The sequence below is a fragment of the Geomonas diazotrophica genome (assembly GCF_018919385.1).
GTDB classification, from domain to species: domain Bacteria; phylum Desulfobacterota; class Desulfuromonadia; order Geobacterales; family Geobacteraceae; genus Geomonas; species Geomonas diazotrophica.
This window is the reverse complement of sequence record NZ_JAHLMF010000014.1, coordinates 33,959-54,948: the sequence shown is the minus strand read 5'-3', so window position 1 is coordinate 54,948 and position 20,990 is coordinate 33,959. Positions and strand designations below refer to the sequence as shown.

Genomic DNA, 20,990 nt, shown 5'->3' with positions numbered 1-20,990 from the left:
GTGAGGGTGGTTCCCCTGTTGTTATCGCTGGTTTTGCTGCCTCTGGCGGCGTTCCCAAGCTTTGCCGCCGCAACCGGGGCTCCCGCCGTGATCAGCCAGGAGATCGCGGTCAGTCTCGATCCTCCCCGACACGAACTGGCCGGAGAAAGCCGGATCGTTTTCGCCCCCGGAAGCCGCGCGGTCCGTCTCAGACTCGCCAGCCAGGCCAAGGTTGAGTCGGTGCGCTGCGGCAACCGCGAGCTTCCCTTCACCTTCCGCTCCGGCGCCATCGATCTGGAACTCCCGCCAGGGGAGAACTCCCTGGCGATCTCGTACCGCGCGAGCTTCAACGACCAGGTCTCCCGGCATCCCGCGGCCGGGGAGGACCCAAGCTATGGCGTCAACGCAGCCATCGGCAGCGAGGGGACCTTCCTCGGGGGGGGCGCCAACTGGTACCCCGTTCCGGAACAGGTCCCGGCCAGCCGCATGATCGCCATCTCGGCGCCGGCCGGAACAGAGGCGGTGACCTTCGGTGCCCGCCTTTCCAGGCAAACTTCCGGCGGCACCACCCGTTCCGTGTGGCAGGAAAAAAGGCCCGTCGGTGAGCTGTCGCTGAGCGCCGGCCCTTACCTCGTCGAGGAGCGCAAGGCTGCGGGGATCACGCTCTACAGCTACTTCTATCCGGACAACGCCGAGCTCGCGCCGCGCTACCTCGATGCGGCTGCGAAGTACCTCGCCTCGTACCAGGAGCTCTTCGGCACCTTTCCCTTCGAGAAGTTCGCAGTCGTGGAAAACTTCTTTCCCACCGGGTACGGGTTCCCCTCCTTCACCCTCCTCGGCGGAGCGGTGATCAGGCTCCCCTTCATCGTGGACACCAGCCTGCCGCACGAGATCGCGCATTCCTGGTGGGGCAACGGGATCGATGTCGACCTGTCGGAAGGGAACTGGTGCGAGGGGCTGGTGACGTATCTGGCCGACTACCTGTTGAAGGAGCGCCGTTCGCAGGCCGAGGCGGCTGAATACCGCAGGCAGCTCCTCATCGACTACGCCTCGCTGGTCACCCCTGAAAACGAGTTTGCCCTCACCGCCTTCGTAAGCCGCAACGATCCCGCCTCCCGGGCCATCGGCTACGGCAAGGCCGCCATGGTGTTTCACATGATCCGGTCCCGGATCGGTGACGAGGCCTTCTTCGGCGCGCTGCGTGAACTGGCGCGGCAGCGGATGTACCGCTCCGCCTCCTGGAGCGACCTGTTGCGCGCCTTCTCCCAGGCATCCGGAAAGGATCTCGCGGAGATCCGTATGCTGATCGAGCGCAAGGGGGGACCGAGGCTCGCCCTGGACGGCACGCAGAGCCGACGCCTGGGAGTCGGCTGGCAGGTGATCGGAAGGGTCAGGCAGTCCCCCCCGTACTTCGCGCAGAAGGTCCCGCTGCGCCTGGAGACTTCGGCGGGCGCGCTTGCCTGGCAGCTGCCGGTTCAGGCGCAGGATGCCACCTCGTTCGACCTTGCCGCGCCGGCGAAACCGCAGCGGCTGCTGCTCGACCCGGATGCCGAGATCTTCCGCATCCTCGCTCCCGGCGAGATCCCCGCCACGGTGAACAGCATCAAGGGGTCCGGCAAACTCCTCGGTGTCGTGACACGGAACTGCCGGGTCGACCGGGGGAGCTTCAGGGGCTTTCTTGCCTCCCTCTCCCAAGGGAGGGCGGGTGTCGTCGACGAGGCGGAGCTGAGGCCGGAGCAGGCGGCAGGGCACGACCTGCTCTTTTGCGGCCTCCCCCGCGACGCCTCGCTCCTGCCCCCCGGTGCGGAACCGGTCAACCCCGCGGGAGAGGCCGGACCACCCGATACCCTGCGCTTCACGGTGCTGCAGCGCAGCGCGCCCGCAAGAGGAGTGGTTGCGCTGTTCGAGCCGGGGTCGCCAACAGCAGCTGCCCTGTACGCCCCCAAGGTCACCCACTACGGCAAATACGGCTATCTCCTCTTCTCCGGCGGCGCCAACCGCCGCAAGTCGACGGCTGTCCCCGAAGACGGGGAGGTGGTGGTACGCTTCCCCGAGCATTCCCCCTAGCACCCTTCCCGGCGCCTCCCCGCTGCGGGGGGCGCCGGATTCCGCACCCGTTTCCCCGCCGTTATCCTCGCCTCCTCTCGAATCCAGAATTGATTTTTGTGAATTAAAAAACATTTAAGTTATACTTCCCGAGGTCGATAAGCAGACTATCGTGCCTGCGGAGGGGGCGCCGAACTGGCCACTCTGCGACCTTTTTCCGTGCGAGGCAAGCAAACGGTTGGAAAACCACCGGCAGAACGCCGGGTCGCCCAGAAAAGGAGTAACGCCATGACAGTAAGTGATATCTCTTTGACCGCCGGCATGAGGACCAACCTGCTGTACCTGCAGAACACCAGCCAGCTGCTGAACCGGACCCAGCAGAGACTGTCGTCGGGCAAGCAGGTCAACAGCGCCCTGGACAACCCGACCAACTACTTCGCCGCGCAAAACGCCAACCAGCGCGCCAGCGACCTCTCCGACCGCAAGGACGGCATGTCCGAAGCGGTGCAGACGGTCACCGCTACCAACGCGGGGATCACCGCCATCACGGGCCTCATAAACGCCGCCAAGGGGGTTGCCCAATCCGCCCTCTCCACCAGCGACACCAACGTCCAGTCGAAGCTCGCCAACCAGTACAACACGATCCGTAGCCAGATCGACAACCTCTCCTCGGATTCCGGCTACCGGGGGCTGAACCTGCTGAGCAACATCAACACCCTCACGGTCAACTTCAACGAGGACGCCAGCTCCACCCTCGACGTCGTCGGTTTCCTGGCCAACTCGAACGGCCTGAGCCTTTCTGCGGCCAGCGGCAACTGGCAGACCGTTTCCGACATCACCACCGACACCGCGAAGATGGATACCGCCATCTCGACCCTGAGGGTCAATACGCAGGCCCTGGCCGCCAACCTCAACATCATCACCACGCGCCAGAGCTTCACGGACCAGATGATCAACACACTGCAGACCGGCGCCGACAACCTGACCCTCGCCGACATGAACGAGGAAGGGGCGAACATGCTCATGCTGCAGACCCGCCAGTCGCTGGGCACCACCTCTTTGAGCCTCTCCTCAGCGGCGGCCCAGTCCATCCTCAAACTGTTCTAGCTTGTCCTGGCGGGATGGCCTGGCCATCCCGCCGCTTCACCGATAAGGAGCGGCTATGAAAAAATCACAGCTTCCGCCGGTGTGCCGCCTGCTCCAGGATAGCGCCGAAAACGGTGTTCACCCCGCATCGCCTGGCGCGACCGTCGCGGCGGGTGGAGACGGTGCCGCCGCCGTCGATCTCCGGCAGGAAGGCACCAACATGCAGCGGCTTGTCCTGGCCCAGCAGGAAGCGCAGCCCCCCCTCGCCAATTCATCAAGACAGGCCCGGCTCGTCCTTGGTCAGTTCTAGCCCCGTCGTGGTAACCCCCCAAGATAAGCTGCGAATTTCGGTAAGGCGGGTCTGAAAATTGCAATTATTTCAAGCGAGGAGTCCCAACCAGAAACTGCGCTGAGTTGACCAAAGCTGCAGTGCGAGGGGGCAGTTATGCTGGTTCAAGTGCATTGGACAAACAAGAGGTACGACTACGTCAAAGACTACATGCTCGACAGCCTGATCGAGGCCGGCGTCGTCGCCAGGTTCCTGCGCTCGTCCGGATGGGTCATCGTGGGGGTCGACCCGGTCCGGTCGCCGAAAATCCACAAAAGCTATGCCGGTCCGGAAAGAAGACATCCTGGCAGCGCGGTGGCCTGAGGGGGCGGCCGTCGGTTTCCTTTACAGGGAGGCATGGCTTTGTCGGGATCTTTAACACCCGGCAGCGGCGGGAGTTGCCAAAGCAACTCCCGCCGCTTTGTTTTTCGGGCTAGAGGCGGCTACCTCTGCGGCGCTTGCCGTACCAGGCAAGCCCCATAAACCCGGTCGCCAAAAGTAGGGCCGTCCCTGGCTCAGTAACCGGTGTGGTTGCGATCTCGTCGACGTAGCTGATCTTGGAGATGCCAACCACCCCGCGAATGTTGACGTCGGACAGGCTGATCACCGCCCAGGACGGGTCATCGAGAATTTCAAAGAGGTAATGGGTGTACGTGCCGGTGTTGCCGGTCTTAACCAGGAAATAGTCGGAGATGTGGTGAGGTACAGGGGCCATAGATCGCCGTAGTCGACCTTCTGCCAGTCTCCGCCTTGGAAGTCCTCCTGCTTGAGCGAAATCGAGGCATCGGGAAAGAACGATTGGATCCAGTCGATCTCGGCCTGGCTGCTGTTGGAAAGGTCGGCGTACTGCAGGAGGTTATCGCTGCCGCCGACTTGGGCGGAGTCCGAAATCAGCGAGTACGAGAAGCCGGGGCGCGCGACGCCCAAAAGACCAAGCACCAGGACAGTAAGCAGCATCTTTCCCATAACATCCTCCTGAATCACATCGAAAATTTTAAAATTCATCAATTAACATTTACTGTGCCCACGGGTGCGTCTCTCGCGGGTCTGCACACTTTGCCGGACCGGCCCAAAACGGTGTAAGGGATGCCGACAGCGGCGGCATCCGGGCTGCCGATCCTTGTACTCCAGGCAAAAAAAAGCGGAGGCCTTTGCGGCCCCCGCTTTTTTTCAATCTTGCATCTTCTCTTATGCGTTGTTTCTGCGGCGTTTGCCGTAGATGGCGAGGCTCAGGAAGCCGGCGCCCAGCAGGATCATGGTTCCCGGTTCCGGAACCGGCGGTACCGGAGCACTTTTACCTACCCACCATTCCTCGAACCCGTCATTGGCCTCATAGTTGGTGCCGAAACCGGAGAAGAGGTAGAGCGCAGTGCTGTCGCCGTAGCCCGTGAACAGGGAGTTGGGGACGTAGAAGAGCATGTCGCCGGAACCGCTGCCGGTGTTGAGGTCGTAATTCAACTTGATGTAGCTGTCGACACCGTCGTCAAGGTTCCAAACCATGGTGCCAAGGCTAGGGAACGTGTAGTTGTTGCCCTGGTGGGTGATGTCGCTGTCGGTGAACGCCGAACTCCTCAGGAAGATCTGCAGTACATCCAAAGAGAGGAGCGCCCCGGTACCACTGTTGATCTGGTTGATGTCGAGTAGGAATTCGCGGTAGTCGACCCCGTTCTTGTTGACGATCGGAACGGCGCCGAGCATCAGGTCGTGGGTGTAGTTGAGCGGTTCCTTCTGGTCATACTGGAAGGGGCGCGCGCTGGTGTTGTACCCTTGTTCGTAGTTGTTGGTCCCGGTTCCAAGCCTCAGGAAGGGATCGATGTAGCCGGTGCCGGTGGGCCTGGGATCAGTCTGGTAGAAAAGGGCTCCGTTCACGGTCCCGCTGGACCCATAAGTCGTCAAATCGACAATGGTAGCCTGTGCAACGGCTACTCCAAATGACAACATAAGTGCGGCTCCGAGCAATATAAACTGCGCTAATGATGATCTACGTGCTCTCATGGTCTGCCTCCTTTTGATGTCGGCCTGATACTGCTTACCTCATCGCCTCGATACCCTCGTTGCAATTTCCCTTGTTGGCTTGGTTGCAATAGTGGAACCAACTCGATTAACTCCCTGAAAAAACACGATATCGGCCTGATTCGGACTGCGGATGGATAAACGGGTGTAAGCTTTAGCGACACCAGGATCATGCGGAACCAAGGCGATGGGATACCAGGGAGAGGGACGGCAACTCTGCGCGTTAAAGGTTTCGCGCGATCTGGAGCCCGGCGCCATGACCGGGCAGGGGCGCCGGATAAGCCACGTACGGACTGTCGCGAAATTTTACACTGTTATCGAACCGCCGCGATCGGGGACTACCAGAAGTACCACTTGCCACTGTGCAGGACGTACATGGCGAGGACGAGGTTGGTTACGGCGTGGGCCATGACACAAAGAACGAGGCTGCGTGTACGGTAGAGGAGCAGGTTGTAGATGGCACCGGCGGCGAGGCCGGCAAGAAAGAAATGGTGCTCAAGGGCGAAGAGTGCGCTCGCTACGAGGAAGGAACTCCAGCTGAAGCTCCCCAGGGGAACGGACTCGAAGTCCGGGTGGATCAGGTAGCGCAGCAGAAACGAGCGCCAGAAGAGCTCTTCCATGACCGGCACCACAAGCACGGCACCCGCCACACGTGCCGCGGTCAGCACCAGGCGTGGCGCGCCCTCCGGCAGCAGCGTCGGGTCGAACCCCGCTGCCCCCCCCACCAAGGGCAGCGTCACCTGGAGGTTGATCCAGACCAGGAAGGTGATCAGGCCGATCACTACTGCCAAGGTGGACCTCTTCAGGTCGAGGAGGTCCCTAAGGTGCAGTTCCGGATAGCTGCCACGCCACAGCCAGAGCAGCGCCGCGACGGAACATGCCTTCACGGGGTACAGCGCGTAAAGCACCGGCTCCGGCAGGACGAACCACTGCCGTAGCGCTGCCGTACGCGCCCCTTCTTCCAGGGCGACGAAGGCGATGAACAGCGCGAAGGGGAGCACGCGCGGCAGCGCTCCCCGGTCGGGCCACTGCTTTACCGTTGCAAAGGCTCTCATGGATGAGGGGTCTATCATACCGCCGCCCGCCTGTCCATCGGCCGGCTGAAAAAAAGCCGGGCTCGCGGCGTCGCTCCCCTCTTTGTTGCATCAGGCGTTTTTGCGACGCTTGCCATAGATGGCGAGGCAGAAGCAGCCAAGCCCAAGTAGCAGCACGGTGCCCGGTTCCGGGACCGGTGCCGCCATCACGTGGTAGGCGTCGGGGTTGCTCGGGTTGCCGGTCAGCAGGCTGCGCACGGCGAGGCCCAGGAATTCGATCTCCGAGGCGTCAGAGCCAAGCGAGGCGAGGTCGAAGGCGAAATGCTCGAAGAGCGGGGTGCGGTGGTTTTGGATCGCCTGGTACTCCGTCAGATGCGCTTGCCCCGCCGCCTGCACGAACAACGCGAGCTCCCAGGGACTGTTGTTCACGTTCGCCAACTGCAGTTCGAAGCTATCGACCCCGGTTAGGTCGCTTTTGCCGACGAGGTCCGCGTCGACGCCGATGTAGCAGTAAACGTAGAAGGGATCCCCCCCCGCACTCCATGGTCTGGACATGTTCTGCGTGAAGAGCACCCCCGATGGCGAAAAATTAACCACCTGAAAATCCCCCCTGTTCGACGCGTCGGTGTTGGTCTGGACCGCCTCCGCCAGCAGCAGATCCGTGGTGCTCAGGGTGATGTAGCTCGCCTGGGCGTACTCGGTCGCCAGCAGTAGCAGGGTTCCTGCTATGAATGCCGCCATGCCTTTCATGTGTCCACCTCACCTTATTTGCAAAAATTAATTGAAACGCACATAAAGCAAGAGCGGTGCCATTGCCGGGAGAACAATTAGATATAGCTCATAAAGGGCCGCGCGGCTTGCAGTGGCGCGCCGTTGTGTAAAAATTATCGACAGGAGCCACGATTTTCCCGGCGCGGGTGCGCCGGGCGGAAAAGACGTACTTTTCCCGGTTTAGGTTGATTCTGCTTTTTGCCGTGGCCACGCGCCGCAGCGGAGGGCGGCCGGAATCCCTGGACGGGATGGACGCGGAATGCGGCGGTAAAGCGTAGGTTGGGCGCTTTGCCGGGTGACGGTGGGAGAAGACGAGAATAGGCTTGAAAAAAGAGACACCATTCTGTTAAGAAAACCGACAGTAAGTTTTAATTTAAAAATTCTTCGGTTTTTAGGCCGGGAGGCGTCTGGAGGTTGACCCATGAAAGTAGTCGTTGTGATACTGTTGGCGCTGCTGGTCATCGCGGGGTGCGGCAGCAAGACCAAGGAAACTCTCTACGAGGAGGGGGTCAAACAACTGAAAGCCGCCAATCCTGCCGGAGCGGTGGTCTACTTCAAGAACGCCCTGGAGAAGGACGCCAACTACTACGATGCACGTCTGCAACTGGCCAAGGCGTATGCGGATCTGGGTAAGAACGACCAGGCGGAGAGGGAGTACCTCAAGGTGCTCACCCAGAACCCGTCGCACGATGCCGCCTTGCTCGAGCTGGCGCGGCTCTACGTGATCATGGGCAAGGGTGACGATGCCTACGACACGGCGCAGAAATACCTGGCTCGCCGCCCCGGGGACCCGGAGGGGCTCGAGGTGGTGGGGGGGGCTTATGCCGTGCGCGGCAAGTACCAGGAGTCGCTTGGCTTCCTGGAGCGGGCGCTCGCCGCCGACCCCAGGCGCGCTTCCACGCTCGTGCAACTCGCCTCGGTGCACCTGGTGCTCAAGCACACCGACAAGGCGAAGTCTTTGCTGAACCAGGTGGTACAACTCGATACCAAGAACTTCAAGGCCCTGTTCATGCTGGCCGGCCTCGAGGCCGGCTCAGGCAACATGGACCGCGCCGGGACCCTTTACCAGAAGGTCCTGCAGCTCGATCCGTCGCGCCTGGACGCGCAGTACAAGCTGGGTCTGATCGAGGTGGAGCGCCGCCGGCTTGAGAGTGCGGAATCAGTGGCGGACCGGATGATCAAGGAATACCCCAAGAGAGGGGAGGGATACCGTCTCAAGGGGGTGGTGAGCTACTACCGCAAGGCCTACGGCGACGCCATCACGCAGCTGCAACAGTCGGTGAAGCTCGCTCCCAGCATGGACGGTTACCAGTTTCTCGGGCTGAGCTACTACAGCAAGGGCGAGCTCGAGAACGCACTAAGCCAGTTCCGCATCATCCTGGACAAGTCCCCTTCCTCACGCCAGGCGCGTCTGATGACTGCGCAGATACTGCTCGCCCAGAAGCACGTCGAGGACGCCGTTTCAGAGATAAAGAAGGTGCTCGCCGCCGACGATTCCGATGCAGTCGCCCACAACCTGCTAGGAAACGCCTACCTGCAGCAGGGGCTGTTCGAGGACGGCATGCGTGAATTGAACCGCGCCACCACCCTCGATCCCAAGCTGGTGCAGGCGCATCTGAAGAAGGGAGCCTTCTACTTGAGCAGGGGAAAGGGGGCCGAGGGTGAGACCGAACTCGCCTCGGCGGTCAGGGCGGCTCCCGACGCTTTGAACAGCAGGCTGCTTCTAGCCGCCTACCACCAGCGCCAGGGCAGGACCGACAAGGCGATCTCTGTGCTGCGCGAGGGGCTCAACGGGGGCAGGCGGGACGCTCTCATTTACAACGCGCTGGCCGGACTTCAGTTCGGCAAGGGGGACCAGGCGGCGGGGGTGAAAAGCCTCACCGAGGCGAAGCGGGTCGACCCCCTCTTCCCGGCAAGCTACCTGAACCTCTCCGCGCAGTACGCCACCCGGGCCGACTACGGCAGGGCCATGGCAGAACTCACCGAGCTCCACAACAAGGTGCCCGGCAACCTGCGCGCCCTGCTGGGCCTTGCCGCCCTGAGCGAGCTGTCCGGCAAGGACAACGACGCGCTTTCCTACTACCAAAAGGCGACGCGGACCGGGGTTCCCGAGGCGTGGGTGGCGCTGGCAGCCTACCACCAGAAGAAAAACAACCCCGGCAAAGCCTTGGCCGTGCTCGACGAGGCCGTGCAGTCCGACCAGCGCGCGGTCGTTCCACGGGAGGCGAAGGGGTTCCTGCTGCTGACCCTGAAGGATTACAAGAAGGTGCTCCAGGTCGCCGACGAGATGGAGCCCCTCGACCCGGACCGCGGGATTGCCTTGAAGATCAAGGCGTACACGGCCCTCAAGCAAGGGAACAACGCGGTGCAGCAGGCACAGAGGCTGATTGCGCGCCATCCGACCTCCGCCCGAGGCTACCTCGTCCTGGCGAGCGTCTACCAGCTTACCGGGGATACCGCCTCGGCTCTGGCGCAGGCCGGCCGGGCCGCCAAGGCGGAGCCCAAGAGCGCCGAGCCGCTCATCATGCTGGGCGAGTTGCACCGCGCCAGGAAGGAGTACCCGGCTGCGCAGGCCGCCTTCCAGGATGCGCTGAAGGTCCAGCCCGATTCCGCGGCGGCCGGGTTCGCCCTGGCGAGCCTCATCGAGGGGGAAGGCAAAAAGCAGGAGGCCGTCTCCCGCTACCGCTCGATCGTCGAGGAACACGGTTCCTTCGTCCCGGCCCTGAACAACCTCGCCTATCTCTGTGCTGAGGGGTATGGGAAGAAGGAGGAGGCGCTCAGGTATGCCATCACGGCCTTCAGGTTGGAGCCGGGAAACGCGGGGGTGATGGACACCCTCGGCTATGCCCTGTACCGCAACGGGCACAGCGGCGATGCCGTCAAGGTGCTTGAGCGGGCCGCCAACCTCATGCCGCGCGACCCTACGGTCCGTTACCACCTGGGCCTTGCCTATCACCAGGCGGGGAACCGCGTCAAATCACAGCAGGCGCTGCAGGAGTCGCTTTCGTTCGGGGAGTACCCGGACCGGAAGGCGGCCCAGACGCTGCTGGCACAGTTGAAGAAATAGCAGCGCTCTCGCCGCACGGCGCTGGCACAGGGAGAAACGGTACGGCAGCCTATGGATCTTCGGGTTTGTTTCTACATCTTGATCGACGGCCTGCTCGCCCTGGCGGCCCTCATCCTGGCCGCGTGGGTCAGGTTCGGCGACCTGGTCCTTAACACGGAGTGGCAGCCCGACCAGGCGATGATGGCCGCGGCCCTCTTCGTTGCCGTGGTCCTGTTCTCTTCCTATCTCATGGAGGTGTACACCCTTCCCAGGGAGAGCCGCAAGCGGGACATCCTGGCGACCTGCGTACAGGCGGGATGTGCCGCGTTCTTTTTCCTGTCCGTGGTCTATTACCTGTCTCCCGAACTGATGCTGGGGCAAGGGGTGCTCTTCTTCGCCCTGGGCTTCTTCATCATCCTGCAGTTCACCTGGTACGCGATCTCCGGTATCGGGGCCCGCAGGGTCCCCTTTGCGCACCGGGTGCTGATCCTTGGTACCGGCGACCTCGCCTGCCAGTTGGGGGGGCTGCTGAGCTCCCAAAGCGGCTCTTTCACCCTGGCGGGCTTCCTCGAGTGCGACGAGAGGCACCGCCCGGAGCAGACCGTGCACCAGCCCGAGCTGTTCCGCTCCCAGATCCTCCCCAAAAACGACGATCTGCTCCAGGCCGCGCGGGAACAGAAGGCCTCGACCATCGTGGTGGCGCTGACCGAAAGGAGGGGGGTGCTCCCGCTGCAGGAGATGATGCGCTGCAAGCTAAACGGCATCGAGGTCCTGGACGCCCCGACCTTCTACGAGATGGTGCAGGGGAAGCTCCTTTTGGAGGAGATGACCCCGAGCTGGATCATCTTCTCCCGCGGCTTCCATCGCACCGCCCTCGTCAACGTCTACAAGCGCTGCGTAGACATCATGTTCTCTTTGATCGGCCTTTTGCTGGCGGCGCCGGCGTTTCCTTTCATCGCCCTCGCCGTGAAGCTCGATTCGCCGGGGCCGATCTTATTCGCCCAGGAGCGGGTGGGGCTGGGGGAGAAGACCTTCACCCTGTACAAGTTCCGCTCCATGTGCCAGGACGCCGAGCGCGACGGGGCGGTCTGGGCCGCGAAGAACGACGCCCGCATCACCCGGGTCGGCGCCTTCTTGAGGAACTCGCGCATCGACGAGATCCCGCAGCTCTTCAACGTGCTGCGCGGCGAGATGAGCTTCATCGGGCCAAGGCCGGAGCGTCCGGAGTTCGTGGAGCGCCTGAAGCAGGAGATCTACTACTATTCCAAGCGGCACACCATCAAGCCCGGCCTGACCGGCTGGGCCCAGGTGCGCTACCCCTACGGCTCGACGGTGCAGGACGCCATCGAGAAGCTCCGTTACGACCTGTACTACATCAAGAACCTCTCCGTCTTCCTGGACACCCAGATCATCATGGAGACGGTGAAGGTGGTCCTGTTCGGGCGGGGGAGATGAGTTTAAAGGAGGATGTCATGAGAACGAGGTACTGGTTTCTTTTGCTTTTGGCGCTGTGCTGCTTCCCGCTTTCGGTGTGGGGAGGGGACTACGTGATCGGCGAGGGGGATGCCCTGGATATCGCGGTATGGGGTGTGAAGGAGCTTAACTTCCCGGTGCGGGTGCGCCCCGACGGCAAGATCACCGTCCCCGGCCTGGGCGAGGTGGTCGCCAGCGGCAGCACCCCGAGCCAATTGCAGACTCACCTGGCCGGGAGGCTCAAGGAGCTGGTGAAGAACCCCATCGTCACGGTCACCGTGCGCGAGATCACCAACTCCAAGGTGTACATCTTCGGCTCCGGCGTGAAGGCCAACGTGTACGACCTCTCCAGGCGCACCACGCTCTTGCAGCTTTTGTGCATGCTTCCGGAGGTGAAATCCGCCGACTTGAAAAACGCCTATCTGCTGCGCGACGGCAAGAAGTTGAAGGTCGATCTGCACCGGCTCTTCATCCAGGGGGATACGAGCCAGGATCTGGCGCTCGAGACCAACGACTCGCTGTTCGTGCCGCTTCTGACCGACCGAAACGTCTACGTCCTCGGGGCGGTCAACACCCCCAAGTCCGTCGAGTACCGCGAGGGGATGAAGGTCATGGAGGCGATCCTGGAGGCGGGCGGCTTCACCAAGTTCGCGGACCAAAACGACGTGGTGGTGCGCCGCAAGGAGGGGGACCAGTCCCGCTCCCTGGAGGTGAAGGCCAAGAAGCTCTTCAAGGAGGGGGACCTCTCCCAGAACATCGACCTGAAGGCCGGGGATTACGTCCTGGTGAAGGAAGCCTTTTTCTAGGCTGAAGGGGGTAGCCGTGCAGGAATCCGAATACAGGAAATACATGCAGCTCGTGGCAAGGCACAAGGAACTCTACGTCCTTTGCGCCCTCGTCATCATGACCGTCGTCTTCGCGGTGAGTTACCTCTTGCCCAGGAAGTACGAGTCATCGAGCACGGTCTTTATCGAGAAGAACGTGATCAGCGAGCTGGTCAAGGGGATCACCGTGACCCCCTCCATGGATGACACCATCAACGTCCTCACCTATGCCATCACCAGCCGCGCCCTGCTCACCAAGACCATGGAGAGCCTGGACATGAACCTCGGCAAGGAGGCGAACAACGAGGAACTCATCAAGGAGCTGCAAAAGAACATCACGGTCAAGGTGAAGGAGAAGAACAACCTCTTCATCATCTCCTTCGTGCACAGCGATCCCAGGATCTCGCGCGACTTCGTGAACACCCTGGTGCGCCTGTACATAGAGCAGAACACCTCCTCCAAGAGGGGCGAATCCTACGACGCCACCAAGTTCCTCTCCGAGCAGATCGCGGCCTTCAACGTGAAGCTGCAAAAGGCCGAGAACGACCTGAACGCCTACAAGCGCGAAAAGGGGGGGGTCATCTCCATCGACGAGGGGAAACTCTTCGAGGAGATCAACCTCGCCCAGCAAAAGCTCTACGACCTGGAGTTGAGGCGCAGGCAGCTGGAGGGGATGCGCCAGGTGACCCGCAAGGCCAACGACCCGCTGCAGTCCAAGCTGCTCGCGCTGCAAAAGCGGCTGGACGACCTGAGGGTGCAGTACACCGACAGCTACCCCGAGGTGCTGACGGTGAAGAGCGACATCGAGACGGTCAAGGAGCAGTTGAAGGCGAGAAAGGGGGGGGAGCCGCAGCCGCTTGACCCCCAGGAAATCGCCAAGATCGATTCCGAGGTCTCCGCCTTGAAGAACGCCGAGGCGGGGCTTAGGCGCTACATCTCCCAGAACAAGCAGATCCTGCAGAGCGTCCCCAGCGCGAAGGCCGGGCTCGCGAAACTCGAGGTCGAGCGGGAGAACCAGAAGAAGATCTACGACCAGCTCTACTCGAGGCACGGCCAGTCCGAGGTTTCCAAGCAGATGGAGGTGCAGGACAAGTCGACCACCTTCCGCATCGTCGATCCGGCCGTGCTCCCGGAGAAGCCGTCGAGCCCCAACCGGCTCATGATCATGCTGGCGGGGATACTGGGGGGGGTGGTCGGGGGGCTCGGCTTCCTGGCGCTACGGGACCAGGTGGACGGCTCGGTGAAGGAGGTTTCCTTCATCAAGGAACTGGGTGCGCCGGTGCTGGCCGTGGTGCCGCGCATGCTGGACCTGCAGCAGGCGCTCAAGCTGCGCAGAAGGACCATGCGTGTCTTCGCCGTGGCCACCGTCTACTTCCTGCTCCTCTTGGTCTTCCCGGCCATGGAGCTGTTGGATTTGCCCTACATGGACAGGCTTTTGGACCACCTGGCGCCGGTCAGCCAGGGGATCAAGGGGATGATGCACTAGCGAGGCGCCGCCCACCCCGCGCGGGGGTCGCGGCGGCAGAGAGGTCTTTATGAGCAGAATAGAAATGGCGATGGAAAAAGCCGCCCAGCTGAGAAAGGAAGGGCTCCCGCAACAACCGGGCGAGGGGGGCGCGCCCGAGGTCGACCGGCAGCATCACCTCTCGGCCCCGGCTCCTGTAAGCGCTCCGCCGCAGGTCTCCCCCGAGCGGGTGCTGTCCCCCAAGCACCCCTTCCTGGTGAACCTCCTCGACCCCCACAGCCCGGCGGCCGAGGAGTACCGCAAGCTGAAGTCGGTGCTGGTCAAGTTGACCGACGGGCATCCCTTCAAGAACGCGATCATGGTGACCAGTTCCGTCCCCAACGAGGGGAAGAGTCTCACCGCCTTGAACCTCGCGGTGAGCCTCGCCCAGGGGCTGGACCACACCGTGCTTTTGGTCGACGCGGACCTGCGTCGCCCCTCGCTGCACCACTACCTCGAGGTAGAGCAGGGGGTGGGGCTCGCCGACATCCTCAAGGGGACGGCGGAGATTCCGCAGGCCATCGTGCAGACCGGCCTGGGCAAGCTCTCGCTGATCCGCTCGGGAAGCCGGGTGGAAAACCCGGTGGAGCTCTTCACCTCGCAGAAGATGCGCGCCCTCGTGGACGAGTTGAAGAACCGCTACCCGGACCGCTACCTCATCTTCGACACCCCGCCGCTGCTCCCGTTCGCGGAGAGCCGAGCGCTGGCCAACATCGTGGACGGGGTGCTGCTCGTGGTGAGGGAGCGGCTCGCCTCGCAGGACGAGGTGCTGGAGGCGTACGAGGCGGTGAAGGGGCCGGGGCTTTTGGGGGTGGTCTACAACGCCGCGGACAACGTCGGGCATGAGGAGCGCTACTCCTACTACAAGCATTACCAGGGGAAGCCGTAGCCAGCGAGGCGACAGACCATGTATCTGGAATTTTTCGGCTTTGACAAGAAACCGTTCGAGCTGGTGCCTGACCCGGATTTCATCTACCTCTCCCGGTCGCACCGAAAGGCGGTCACCTACCTCGACTACGGCATCAGGGAGCGGGCGGGGTTCCTCCTTTTGACCGGCGACGTGGGGAGCGGCAAGACCACGCTCATCCGGGACCTGATCGGCAAGAAGTACGAGCGCGTGGTGCTCGCCAAGGTGTTCAACACCCGGGTCAGCATCGAGCAGCTCCTGGCCATGATCAACGAGGAGTACGGCATGGAGGTGGCGGGCAAGGACAAGGTCTCCCTCATAAGGGACCTGAACGACTTCCTGCTCGGGCAGTACGCCGCCGGCAATCACCCGATCCTTATCATCGACGAGGCGCAGAACCTGGAGGCCGACCTCCTCGAGGAGGTGCGCCTTTTGTCCAACCTTGAGAGCTCGCACAACAAGCTGTTGCAGATCATCCTGGTGGGGCAGCCCGAGTTGCGCGACACCATGGCGAGCCCGGGGCTCATGCAGCTGCGCCAGCGCATCAGCGTGAGCTGCCACCTGCACGCCCTGTCACTGGACGAGACCCAGGCCTACATCCTGCACCGCATGAAGGTCGCCGGCAACGCCGAGGCGGTCCACTTCACCGAGGAGGCAGTGGAGCTCATCTACCGGTTCAGCCGCGGCATCCCGCGCCTGGTGAACATCATCTGCGATTTCCTCATGCTCGCCGCCTTCGCGGACGAGGTCCGCACCGTCACCGCCCAGATGACCGAGGAGGTGGGAGCCGACCTCGACTTCGAGAGGACCTACTGGGGGGGAGGTCCCGACCTGCCGCCGGAAGGAGGCGTCGTCGCCTGCGCTGCGGGGGAGGAGGCGCTCGGACGCATAGAGCGGCGCCTGGAGACCATGGAGAACGAGCTTTCCGCAAGGCTTCCCCAGGCGCTGAAGAGCGTAGCCGAGACCATGCAGAAGATGCAGGCCGACTTTTCGCACCGGGTCGCTGAGCAGGAACGACGGGTCGCCGAACTGGGCGAGCGCCTCGCCACCGTGTCCAGCGCCGTCCAGGGGCTGGCCCTTTCTGCGCCGGACCGCCCCGCTGCAGGCTTCGCCCGGCGTCTGATGGATGGGGTCGGCATGGGAGGTAAGAAATGAGAACCGCTATCTTAACCGTCGCCTCTACGGCCGGGGCGCTGGCGCTGCTGGTTGCGGCACCGGCTCGGGCCGCAGATTTCCGCTTCACCCCCTCGATCATCCTGGGCGAGGAGTACAACGACAACCTGTTCCAGAGCCCCCGCGCCCAGAAGACCGACTTCGTCACCAGGGTCCAGCCCAACCTGGCCCTCTCGGCCCGGGGGGGCGGTTTCAAGACCGATCTCTCCTATGGCCTGGACTACCGCTACTACGCCAAGAACAGCCGCACATACGAGCTGGACCACCGCGCCTCGATGAACGGGGGCTTCGTCTTCTTCGACGACTTCCTCCATCTCGATCTCTCCGACACGTACAGCCGGGTTTCCTCCAACGTGGCGCGCGACGTGGTGAACGAGAGTCTGGTGGTGAACCAGACCCTCCAGAACAACGCCCAGATCTCGCCGTACCTCAGCTGGCACCTCCCCGGCGACTCCACCTTGAAGACCGGTTACCGCTACCGGGACACCCGATACTGGAGCGGCACGGGGATCGACAAGACCGAGCACGACGGTTACGCGGAGTGGAGCCGGGAGCTGTCCCAGGGGCTCGTCCTTTCGGCCGCCTACTCCTTTGCCCATGTGGCGTCCAGCACCGACGCCCTGGACCGCCAGGAGGTCTATGCCGGGCTTCGCTACGACTACGGCACCGGCAACTTCCTGTACGGCAAGTTCGGCTACGACTGGCAGAGCTTCGACAGCGGGGTCAATAGCAGCGATCCCTTCTGGGATGTCGGGGCCGGCCGGGATTTCGGCGTCCTGACCGCCGCGGTCGGCACCAAGGTGCAGTACACCGAGGACCCGCAGACCCTATCCACCAGGAACGTGAGCCACTACGCCACCTTGAGCCGCGCCTTCGCACGCGGCTTTGCCAGCTTCAACGCCTCCTACTCCAAGTACGAAAAGGAGCAGGTGCTGGTGCGCGACGTGCAACGCAAGGTGCTGCTGGGGCTTTCCGGCCGTTACGACCTGCGTGACGGGGTGGCCCTGTCGCTCAACCTTTCCGGGGACCGTCTGGACGGCGACCTGGTCGGTGAGCGCCCCTACCACCTGGTGGGGGGAGCCGGGCTCGACTGGGCGCTTTCCAGCCAAGCGGTGCTGGGAACGAACTACACCCACATAAGCTACCGCAACCACCTGGACAGCGCGGCCGACAGCGTCGAGGTGAACCGGGTCATCGTGGAACTGAGGCTCACGAGATGAAGGTCGTCAACGCCCTGACTGTGGACGTCGAGGATTACTTCCAGGTCTCCGCGTTCGAGGGCTGCGTGGACCGGGATCGCTGGGACGACTATCCCCTCAGGGTGGAACGGAACACGAGGCGCATCCTGGAGCTGCTGGAAAAGCGGGGCGTCCGGGGGACCTTCTTCGTGCTGGGATGGGTGGCCAGGCGCTGCCCGGGCCTGGTGCGCGAGATCCGGCGCGCCGGTCACGAGGTCGCCTGCCACGGCTATGGCCACCAGCGCGTGAACCTGCTGGGGCGCACCGCCTTCCGCGATGACATCCGGGTGAGTAAGGCGCTCCTTGAGGATCTGACCGGGGAGGCGGTGCTTGGCTATCGCGCCCCGAGCTACTCCATCGCGCATGGCACGCACTGGGCCTTCGACGAACTGGCCGAGGCAGGTTACCGTTACGATTCGAGCGTCTTTCCCGTGCGCCATGACCTTTACGGCATCCCGGATTGGCCGCGTTTTCCGTTCCTGCTCAGGCGGGGGACGGAGAGGTGGGAACCGGTGCCGGGGGAATCCCCCATCCTGTTCGGGGGGGAGAGCGGGGGCGATCTGGTGGAGTTCCCCATCACCACCCTGAGCCTCTTCGGCATGGGGATACCGATCGCCGGTGGGGGGTACTTCCGCTTCTTCCCCTACGGCTTCACGAAGTGGGGGTTGAATCGTATCAACAGCGGCGAGGGGCGCCCCTTCGTCTTCTACCTGCATCCCTGGGAGCTCGATCCGGAGCAGCCCAGGATGGCCGGCGCCGGTGCCAAAAGCCGGTTCCGCCACTACCTTAACCTGGACAAGACCCAGGCCCGCCTGGTGCGGCTGCTGGGCGACTTCGGCTTCGGCAGGCTGCGCGACCTTCTGGATGCTCCGGCCTGAAGGGGGGGCGGTGCGGCCCGGGATGGAAGAGACATGGCAGAGGATACTGTGGCAATGAGCGAAAAGATGAACCCGACAATCCCGGTTTTCTCGGCGATCCTCGCTGGGGCGTTCCTGTACGCCTACCTCCCGGTGCTCTCCGGGCTGGTGCGAGCTTGGGCCGGCTCAGACGACCATTCGCACGGCTTCGCCGTGATCCCCATAGCCCTCTATTTTCTCTGGCAAAACCGCGCCCGTCTCGCCGCCGAGCCGCTTGCCGGCGCCGGATCGGGACTTGTCCTTTCGGCGCTGTCGCTTCTTTGCTACGTGGTGGCCCGCAGGGCCGAGATGCAGACCGCGGTCTCCCTCTCCATGATCTTCTTCATCTGGGGGGGGACCATCTACCTATGCGGCTACCGGGTCTTCAGGGTGTCTTTGTTCCCGTTGCTGCTCCTGTTCTTCATGGTCCCGGTCCCGGCGCAGGTGATCGCCGCCTTGACCATCCCTCTGCAGCTCATCGTCGCCAAGGTGAGCGTCGCGCTCGCCGCGCTCTTCGGTGTCCCGATCTACCACGAGGGGAACGTGATCCATCTCCCGGGTGGGAGCTTCGAGGTGGTGCAGGCCTGCAGCGGGTTGCGCTCCATCATGGCGCTGCTTACCCTGGGCGCGGTGGTCTCCTACCTCACCCTGCGCTCGACGGCCCTGCGGGCGATCCTGTTCGTGCTGGCGGTTCCCATCGCCATACTGGTCAACATCCTGCGGGTCTTCGTCCTGGTGACCGTGTTCCACTACGGCCACCTCGACCTGTCCGAGGGCGCCGCTCATACCATGCTGGGGTTGGCCGTGTTCTTGGCGGCCCTGGGACTCTTCGTCCTTTGCGGAAGGGGGCTTGCCCTATGCGAGCGTTGAAACCGGCACGGCTGATTATTCTGAGCGTGCTGCTCATCCTGGCGGCGCTCGGGGCGAACTCGGCCACCCGCAAGGCCCCCCCGGGGGGCAAGGAGCCGCTCGCCACGGCGTTTGCGAACATAGGCTCCTGGCAGTGCACCCAGAGACTCGCCATGGACCAGAAGGTGGTTAAGGCCCTCGACCTGGACGATTTCCTCTTCCAGGCCTACCAGCGCGATCGCGGGGAGCTGAGCCTCTACGTCGGCTATTACCGCAGCGCCAAGAAGGTCGGCGCGGCGCACGACCCCCTGGTCTGTTTCCAGGGGCAGGGGTGGACCATCGGCCAGCGCGACAGCGGGAGCTACCGCCTGACCAGCCACCCCCAGTACACCATCTCCTACTCGTCCATGGTGGCCGAACTGCAGGGGGAGAAGCAGGTCATCGTCTACTGGTTCCAGGTCAACGACAAGGCGACCGCCAACACCCACTCCCAGAAACTGGCCATGCTGATGGACAGGATATCCGGGCGGGGGGAGGACAACGCCTTCGTCAGGCTGAGCGCTCCGGTCGGCGCCGGCACCCCCGAGGCGGCACGGCAGCGCATCTTCCGGTTCATCGACGACTTCTACCCCCAGTTCGTGCGCTACGTGAGGCAGATGGAGGACAAAGGACATTCCTGATGCTGGAAGCACTCTTCTTCGGTTCGCTCCTGCTGATCTTTTATACCTACCTCGGGTATCCCCTGGCCGCCGCGTGCCTCGGCATGGTCGTGCGACGCGAGGTGAGCAAAGGGGGGGGGGAACCCTCCGTCACCGTCGTCATCGCGGCCTATAACGAGGCCCAGGTCATCGCCGCAACCGTAGAGAACAAGCTGGTCCTGGACTACCCCCGGGAAAGGCTCGAGATCATGGTGGTCTCCGACGGCTCGACCGACGGCACCGACGCCATCGTCGCCGGGTTCGCCGATCGGGGCGTCCGGCTCATGCGGCAGGAGCCCCGCGCCGGCAAGACCAGCGCCCTGAACCTTGCCGTCCCCCTCGCCCGCGGCGAGATCGTGGTCTTCTCCGACGCCAACTCGCTCTACGCACCCGATGCCCTGAAACAGGTGGTTGCCAACTTCGCCGATCCCTCGGTCGGCTATGTCACCGGGCAGATGGTCTACGCCAACGAGGAGGGGACCGGGGTAGGGGAGGGGTGCGGCGCCTACATGCGCTACGAGAACCTGCTGCGGGCTCTGGAGACCCGGGTCGGCTCCGTGGTCGGCGTGGACGGCGGCATCGATGCCGTGCGGGCCTCCCTGTACCGCCCCATGAACCCGGACCTCCTCCCCGACTTCGTGCTGCCGCTGCGGGTGGTGGAACAGGGGTACCGCGTGGTGTACGAGCCGAAGGCGCTCTTGTGCGAACAGGCCCTCAAGGAGGACGCCGACGAGTACCGGATGCGGGTGCGGGTCTCGCTGCGGGCCTTCTGGGCCCTGTGGGAGATGAGGACGCTTTTGAACCCGCTGCGCTACCCGCTCTTTTCCTGGCAGCTTTGGTCGCACAAGGTGCTTCGCTACCTCTGCTTCGTTTTTCTCGCCGTCGCCTACCTGGCCAACGCCATGCTCTTGGGCGGCGGTTGGCCGTACCGGGTGCTTTTCCTGGCGCAAAACGTCCTGTACCTGCTGGCCCTTTGCTCCCGTTTCCTGGAGCGTGCCGGCTATGGCAGCCGCCTGCTCTCCCTCGGCAGGTATTTCTGCCTCCTCAACATCGCCGCCGCCCACGCCTGCGGCAAGTTCCTGCTGGGCAAGAAGCAGGTCCTCTGGGCGCCGCGCAAGGGGTGAC

Annotated in this window: 20 protein-coding genes; 15 read left to right on the top strand and 5 right to left on the bottom strand. The window is 63.3% G+C overall.

All coding sequences use genetic code 11. The annotated features are described in order from the left end of the window. The 4 genes from KOM00_RS15535 (at nucleotide 1) to KOM00_RS15520 (ending at nucleotide 3,763) form a co-directional block, all read left to right on the top strand. Nucleotides 1-2,046 (top strand): M1 family metallopeptidase, encoded by a 2,046-nt coding sequence (locus KOM00_RS15535; RefSeq protein ID WP_328758643.1) that lies wholly within the window; start codon nucleotides 1-3, stop codon nucleotides 2,044-2,046. 267 nt (nucleotides 2,047-2,313) lie between these two features. Beyond that, nucleotides 2,314-3,132, top strand: a complete 819-nt coding sequence (locus tag KOM00_RS15530; RefSeq protein ID WP_216499849.1) for a flagellin N-terminal helical domain-containing protein — start codon at nucleotides 2,314-2,316, stop codon at nucleotides 3,130-3,132. A gap of 55 nt (nucleotides 3,133-3,187) precedes the next feature. Beyond that, nucleotides 3,188-3,421 (top strand): hypothetical protein, encoded by a 234-nt coding sequence (locus KOM00_RS15525; RefSeq protein WP_216499848.1) that lies wholly within the window; start codon nucleotides 3,188-3,190, stop codon nucleotides 3,419-3,421. 135 nt (nucleotides 3,422-3,556) lie between these two features. Further along, complete coding sequence (locus tag KOM00_RS15520; RefSeq protein WP_216499847.1) at nucleotides 3,557-3,763, top strand: GSU3473 family protein; 207 nt, start codon at nucleotides 3,557-3,559, stop codon at nucleotides 3,761-3,763. 109 nt (nucleotides 3,764-3,872) lie between these two features. Here the strand turns inward: KOM00_RS15520 and KOM00_RS15515 are convergent, their stop codons facing one another. The 5 genes from KOM00_RS15515 to KOM00_RS15495 all read right to left on the bottom strand — a co-directional run bounded on the left by KOM00_RS15515 (nucleotide 3,873) and on the right by KOM00_RS15495 (nucleotide 7,236). Further along, nucleotides 3,873-4,046, bottom strand: coding sequence for a PEP-CTERM sorting domain-containing protein (locus tag KOM00_RS15515; RefSeq protein WP_216499846.1), 174 nt, complete (start codon nucleotides 4,044-4,046; stop codon nucleotides 3,873-3,875). Further along, nucleotides 4,043-4,405, bottom strand: a complete 363-nt coding sequence (locus KOM00_RS15510) for a hypothetical protein (protein ID WP_216499845.1) — start codon at nucleotides 4,403-4,405, stop codon at nucleotides 4,043-4,045. Before KOM00_RS15510 ends, KOM00_RS15515 begins: the two co-directional genes overlap by 4 nt. A gap of 222 nt (nucleotides 4,406-4,627) precedes the next feature. After that, a complete protein-coding gene (locus tag KOM00_RS20720) occupies nucleotides 4,628-5,308 on the bottom strand; it encodes a PEP-CTERM sorting domain-containing protein (protein WP_328758642.1) in 681 nt (226 codons plus the stop codon). 482 nt (nucleotides 5,309-5,790) lie between these two features. Continuing rightward, entirely contained in the window at nucleotides 5,791-6,525 is a 735-nt protein-coding gene (locus KOM00_RS15500; protein WP_236027004.1) for a CAAX prenyl protease-related protein, read from the bottom strand. Nucleotides 6,526-6,597: 72 nt separating this feature from the next. Next, nucleotides 6,598-7,236 (bottom strand): PEP-CTERM sorting domain-containing protein, encoded by a 639-nt coding sequence (locus KOM00_RS15495; protein WP_236027003.1) that lies wholly within the window; start codon nucleotides 7,234-7,236, stop codon nucleotides 6,598-6,600. A 442-nt stretch (nucleotides 7,237-7,678) separates the two neighbouring features. On the opposite strand from KOM00_RS15495, the gene prsT reads away from it, so the two are divergent. From prsT to KOM00_RS15440, 11 genes are read left to right on the top strand one after another with little or no spacing between them, the layout of a single operon-like run. Next, nucleotides 7,679-10,324: an XrtA/PEP-CTERM system TPR-repeat protein PrsT gene (gene prsT, locus KOM00_RS15490; RefSeq protein WP_216499844.1), complete on the top strand. Its 2,646-nt coding sequence runs from the start codon at nucleotides 7,679-7,681 to the stop codon at nucleotides 10,322-10,324. Between the two features lie 51 nt (nucleotides 10,325-10,375). Continuing rightward, nucleotides 10,376-11,758 (top strand): TIGR03013 family XrtA/PEP-CTERM system glycosyltransferase, encoded by a 1,383-nt coding sequence (locus KOM00_RS15485; protein WP_216499843.1) that lies wholly within the window; start codon nucleotides 10,376-10,378, stop codon nucleotides 11,756-11,758. Nucleotides 11,759-11,775: 17 nt separating this feature from the next. Next, nucleotides 11,776-12,582 carry a polysaccharide biosynthesis/export family protein gene (locus tag KOM00_RS15480; RefSeq protein ID WP_236027002.1) on the top strand — a complete coding sequence of 269 codons (807 nt, stop codon included), beginning with the start codon at nucleotides 11,776-11,778 and terminating at the stop codon, nucleotides 12,580-12,582. A gap of 16 nt (nucleotides 12,583-12,598) precedes the next feature. Continuing rightward, a complete protein-coding gene (locus KOM00_RS15475) occupies nucleotides 12,599-14,086 on the top strand; it encodes an XrtA system polysaccharide chain length determinant (protein WP_328758639.1) in 1,488 nt (495 codons plus the stop codon). Between the two features lie 49 nt (nucleotides 14,087-14,135). Next, entirely contained in the window at nucleotides 14,136-14,993 is an 858-nt protein-coding gene (locus KOM00_RS15470) for an XrtA-associated tyrosine autokinase (RefSeq protein ID WP_216499842.1), read from the top strand. A gap of 18 nt (nucleotides 14,994-15,011) precedes the next feature. Further along, nucleotides 15,012-16,166: an XrtA/PEP-CTERM system-associated ATPase gene (locus KOM00_RS15465; protein WP_216499841.1), complete on the top strand. Its 1,155-nt coding sequence runs from the start codon at nucleotides 15,012-15,014 to the stop codon at nucleotides 16,164-16,166. Beyond that, nucleotides 16,163-17,404, top strand: a complete 1,242-nt coding sequence (locus tag KOM00_RS15460) for a TIGR03016 family PEP-CTERM system-associated outer membrane protein (RefSeq protein ID WP_216499840.1) — start codon at nucleotides 16,163-16,165, stop codon at nucleotides 17,402-17,404. The genes KOM00_RS15465 and KOM00_RS15460 overlap by 4 nt, the downstream gene beginning before the upstream one ends. Continuing rightward, on the top strand, nucleotides 17,401-18,300 hold the full coding sequence (locus tag KOM00_RS15455; RefSeq protein WP_216499839.1) for an XrtA system polysaccharide deacetylase: 900 nt from the start codon (nucleotides 17,401-17,403) through the stop codon (nucleotides 18,298-18,300). Before KOM00_RS15460 ends, KOM00_RS15455 begins: the two co-directional genes overlap by 4 nt. A 33-nt stretch (nucleotides 18,301-18,333) precedes the next feature. After that, nucleotides 18,334-19,188, top strand: coding sequence for an exosortase (gene xrt, locus KOM00_RS15450; RefSeq protein ID WP_216499838.1), 855 nt, complete (start codon nucleotides 18,334-18,336; stop codon nucleotides 19,186-19,188). Beyond that, nucleotides 19,176-19,847: an exosortase C-terminal domain/associated protein EpsI gene (locus tag KOM00_RS15445; RefSeq protein WP_216499837.1), complete on the top strand. Its 672-nt coding sequence runs from the start codon at nucleotides 19,176-19,178 to the stop codon at nucleotides 19,845-19,847. Before xrt ends, KOM00_RS15445 begins: the two co-directional genes overlap by 13 nt. Continuing rightward, nucleotides 19,847-20,989 (top strand): glycosyltransferase family 2 protein, encoded by a 1,143-nt coding sequence (locus tag KOM00_RS15440; protein ID WP_216499836.1) that lies wholly within the window; start codon nucleotides 19,847-19,849, stop codon nucleotides 20,987-20,989. Before KOM00_RS15445 ends, KOM00_RS15440 begins: the two co-directional genes overlap by 1 nt. Nucleotide 20,990: the final 1 nt, after the last annotated feature.

Coding starts and splice junctions, on each gene's coding strand:
- KOM00_RS15480 (WP_236027002.1), top strand. CDS start 11,776: ATGAGAACGAGGTACTGGTTTCTTTTGCTTTTGGCGCTGTGCTGCTTC.
- KOM00_RS15495 (WP_236027003.1), bottom strand. CDS start 7,236: ATGAAAGGCATGGCGGCATTCATAGCAGGAACCCTGCTACTGCTGGCG.
- KOM00_RS15465 (WP_216499841.1), top strand. CDS start 15,012: ATGTATCTGGAATTTTTCGGCTTTGACAAGAAACCGTTCGAGCTGGTG.
- KOM00_RS15500 (WP_236027004.1), bottom strand. CDS start 6,525: ATGATAGACCCCTCATCCATGAGAGCCTTTGCAACGGTAAAGCAGTGG.
- KOM00_RS15510 (WP_216499845.1), bottom strand. CDS start 4,405: ATGGGAAAGATGCTGCTTACTGTCCTGGTGCTTGGTCTTTTGGGCGTC.
- KOM00_RS15470 (WP_216499842.1), top strand. CDS start 14,136: ATGAGCAGAATAGAAATGGCGATGGAAAAAGCCGCCCAGCTGAGAAAG.
- KOM00_RS15520 (WP_216499847.1), top strand. CDS start 3,557: ATGCTGGTTCAAGTGCATTGGACAAACAAGAGGTACGACTACGTCAAA.
- KOM00_RS15445 (WP_216499837.1), top strand. CDS start 19,176: ATGCGAGCGTTGAAACCGGCACGGCTGATTATTCTGAGCGTGCTGCTC.
- KOM00_RS15460 (WP_216499840.1), top strand. CDS start 16,163: ATGAGAACCGCTATCTTAACCGTCGCCTCTACGGCCGGGGCGCTGGCG.
- KOM00_RS15455 (WP_216499839.1), top strand. CDS start 17,401: ATGAAGGTCGTCAACGCCCTGACTGTGGACGTCGAGGATTACTTCCAG.
- prsT (WP_216499844.1), top strand. CDS start 7,679: ATGAAAGTAGTCGTTGTGATACTGTTGGCGCTGCTGGTCATCGCGGGG.
- KOM00_RS15440 (WP_216499836.1), top strand. CDS start 19,847: ATGCTGGAAGCACTCTTCTTCGGTTCGCTCCTGCTGATCTTTTATACC.
- KOM00_RS15525 (WP_216499848.1), top strand. CDS start 3,188: ATGAAAAAATCACAGCTTCCGCCGGTGTGCCGCCTGCTCCAGGATAGC.
- xrt (WP_216499838.1), top strand. CDS start 18,334: ATGGCAGAGGATACTGTGGCAATGAGCGAAAAGATGAACCCGACAATC.
- KOM00_RS15485 (WP_216499843.1), top strand. CDS start 10,376: ATGGATCTTCGGGTTTGTTTCTACATCTTGATCGACGGCCTGCTCGCC.
- KOM00_RS15530 (WP_216499849.1), top strand. CDS start 2,314: ATGACAGTAAGTGATATCTCTTTGACCGCCGGCATGAGGACCAACCTG.